This window comes from Mesorhizobium sp. M7A.F.Ca.US.006.04.2.1 (assembly GCF_004022915.1).
Classification (GTDB): domain Bacteria; phylum Pseudomonadota; class Alphaproteobacteria; order Rhizobiales; family Rhizobiaceae; genus Mesorhizobium; species Mesorhizobium ciceri.
On sequence record NZ_RZQA01000761.1, the window covers coordinates 1 to 3,163 of the forward strand.

Annotated in this window: 3 protein-coding genes and 1 pseudogene; all 4 read left to right on the forward strand. The window is 62.1% G+C overall.

Going from position 1 to position 3,163, the window contains the following annotated elements; translation table 11 throughout:
* Positions 1-112: 112 nt before the first annotated feature.
* Entirely contained in the window at positions 113-1,246 is a 1,134-nt protein-coding gene (locus EN925_RS29560) for an aminomethyltransferase family protein (RefSeq protein ID WP_027163838.1), read from the forward strand.
* Positions 1,247-1,388: 142 nt separating this feature from the next.
* Complete coding sequence (locus EN925_RS29565; protein WP_063171623.1) at positions 1,389-1,985, forward strand: dimethylamine monooxygenase subunit DmmA family protein; 597 nt, start codon at positions 1,389-1,391, stop codon at positions 1,983-1,985.
* Positions 1,982-2,947, forward strand: coding sequence for a PDR/VanB family oxidoreductase (locus tag EN925_RS29570; RefSeq protein ID WP_063167620.1), 966 nt, complete (start codon positions 1,982-1,984; stop codon positions 2,945-2,947). The genes EN925_RS29565 and EN925_RS29570 overlap by 4 nt, the downstream gene beginning before the upstream one ends.
* Positions 2,948-2,956: 9 nt before the next feature.
* A pseudogene (locus tag EN925_RS29575) lies at positions 2,957-3,163 on the forward strand (hypothetical protein); the annotation flags it as partial.

Sequence of the window (3,163 nt, forward strand, 5' to 3'; positions counted from 1 at the left end):
GCTTATGGGTATTGCGGCGTCCTGGCGTTTGCGATCAATATTCGGTCAAAGCTCCCGCCACTGCGCAGGGGGCAGGGAACAGCAGAGCATTATCCAAACGGAGGACGAGCGGATGACGGCATCCTGGAGATTTTCGACCCTGGCGGATCGCCACCGAGCGCTCGGTTCGAAGCTCGAAGACTGGAGCGGCATGGGAACCGCCTGGACCTACGACAAGGATGCCGACGAGGAGTACATCGCCATCCGCACCAAGGCTGGCCTGATGGATGTCTCCGGCCTCAAGAAGGTGCACATCACCGGGCCGCATGCTTCACACCTGATCGACCTGGCGACGACGCGCGACGTCGAAAAGATCTACCCCGGCAAGTCGGCCTATGCCTGCATGCTGAACGAGGCGGGAAAATTCACCGACGATTGCATCCTCTACCGCACCGGCCCCAATGCCTGGATGGTCGTGCATGGTTCGGGCACCGGTCATGAGGAGTTGCAGCGGGCGGCTATGGGCCGCGACGTGTCGCTGCGCTTCGACGACAATCTGCACGATCTTTCGCTGCAGGGGCCAACCGCCGTCGACTATCTGGCCAAGCATGTGCCGGGCATTCGCGACCTCAACTATTTCCATCATATGCAGACGCAACTGTTCGGTTTGCCCGTCATGATCTCGCGCACCGGCTACACCGGCGAGCGCGGCTACGAGATCTTCTGCCGCGGCCAGGATGCCGGCACGATCTGGGACAGGATCCTCGACGAGGGCAAGAGCGCCGGCATCATTCCGTGCCGCTTCACCACCCTCGACATGCTGCGGGTGGAAAGCTATTTGCTGTTCTACCCCTACGACAATTCGCAGAAATATCCGTTCGAGAACGAAGGACCCGGCGACACGCTGTGGGAGCTCGGCCTCGACTTCACCGTCAGCCCCGGAAAGACCGGCTTCCGCGGCGCCGAGGAGCATTATCGCCTCAAGGGTAAGGAGCGCTTCAAGATCTACGGCGTTCTGCTCGACGGCAAGGAGCCGGCCGATGAGGGTGCGCCGGTCTATCGCGACGGCAAGAAGGTGGGCGTGGTAACCTGCGCCATGTATTCGCCGCTGGTCGAGAAATCGATGGGCATCGCCCGCCTCGACGTCGACTGCGCGGTCAAGGACACCAAGCTCGAAATCCGCAACAGGAGCGGCGCCATCAAGGCCACCGCCCAGCCATTGCCATTCGACGATCCCAAGAAGACCAAGCGCACGGCGAAAGGTTGAGGCATAATCAACAGCGAGGGGTTCGAGCAGTTCCAGGAAAAGTGTGAAACGGTTTTCCGTCCGGAATTGCGTCAAAGCAAAGAGATAGAGCGGTCCGCCGTTTCTATGAAACGGTGAAGCGCTCGAAGGCACGAAGACTTAAATGGCAGCCAAAAGCATCATCAGCCGGCCTGTTTACGGAACCTTGTCTCCGCAGCCCGGCAAGCATCATCTTTTTATCGCGGATGCGGAAGGGGCGCTGGCGATAGCGGAGATGGCCGGGAGGGCGCCGCCCGGGTTTTTCGACGACGCCGAAATCGTCTTCATTCCCGGGCCTGACGGCAAACACACCGCAGCCCTCGAAGCGCTGAGACCGGCGCAGTTTCATCTGTCGCCATCCTTCGCCAGCCTGCTGCCACGGCTTAGGCAGACACTGACCAATGCGCATATGGGCCTGCGCCTCTATCTCGCCGGCACTGAGGGCCTGATCGGCCAGGCGATGCAGGTGGCGCTTGAAGCCGGCATCGACCACACTTCGATCCAGACCGAGCACCGCGGTTCGCTGGCGCGGCGCATGCAATGCGTCCACTGCAAGGGCATCACCGAGAATGTGACGACGCAGCCGGCGACCTGCGCGCATTGCGGCCTGCTGCTTCTGGTGCGCGATCATTATTCCAGGCGCATCGCGGCGTTCCAGGGCGTCTGCATCAACGCCGAGGATCGCAGCGAGATTCCTCCGATGGAGGAGGTTTTCCGATGAGCGCCGGAACAACAAAACTCGATGTCGTGGTCAGCGACGTCGTCCCGGTCAACGACCTCGTCACCCGCTTCCATTTCCGCCGGCGCGACGGCGAGTTGCTGCCGACCTTTTCCGGCGGCGCCCATGTCGTGGTCGAGATGCGCGACGGCGAACGCACCAGGCTCAACCCCTATTCGCTGATGGGCTCGCCGCTCGACACGCGCGAATACACGATCTCGGTGCGCCGCGACGATGTCGGCCGCGGCGGCTCGCTGTTCATGCACCGGAACGTCAAGCCCGGCATGGAGATGGTGGTCAGCTATCCCGTCAATCTGTTCTCGCTCGACCTGCGCGCCAAAAAGCATCTGATGCTGGCCGGCGGCATCGGCATCACGCCGTTCATGGCGCAGACCGCTCAGCTTGCGGCGGAAGGCGGCAATTTCGAACTGCACTACACCTGCCGCACCGCATCGCTCGGCACCTACGCCGATGTGCTGCGCGAGCGCTACGACCGACGGGTCAGGCTCTATCATGACGACCTTGACGAGCGCATCGAACTCGACCGGCTGCTGTCGACGCAGCCGCTCGGCACGCATCTCTATGTCTGCGGCCCGGCCGGCATGATCAACTGGGTGCGTGATCGCGCGGCAAGCCTCGGTTGGCCATCGGAAACTGTGCATTTCGAGCATTTCGCGGCCCCCCAGCCTGGCCTGCCTTTCGACGTGACGCTTGCCGTCAGCGGCAAGACGATCCGCGTCGATGAGCAGCAGAGCCTGCTGGAAGCGATCGAAGCGGCCGGCGTCGATCCGCCCTATCTCTGCCGCGGCGGCGTCTGCGGCCAGTGCGAAACCAACGTCATCTCTTGCGACGGCAAGTTCATCCACAACGACCACTGGCTGAGCGAGGAAGAGCACCGTTCGGGCAAGAAGATCATGCCGTGCGTGTCGCGCTTCGAGGGCCGGTCGCTGGTCCTGGAGCGCTAGGAGGAAATCATGGGCATCACCTTTCGCAAGGAAACGTTCCGCGACGACTTCACCTTCAGGAACAGCCCTGAGCACATCAGGCGCTTCCCGTTCCCTTTCCACGAAGACGCCTACATGTATGCGGTCAACATCGAGCCGCATGTCGTTGGGCCGAAAGGCAGCGTGCTGGAAAACCTGATCGACGTCGACGAGCACTATGTCGCCGAGATGCAGGAC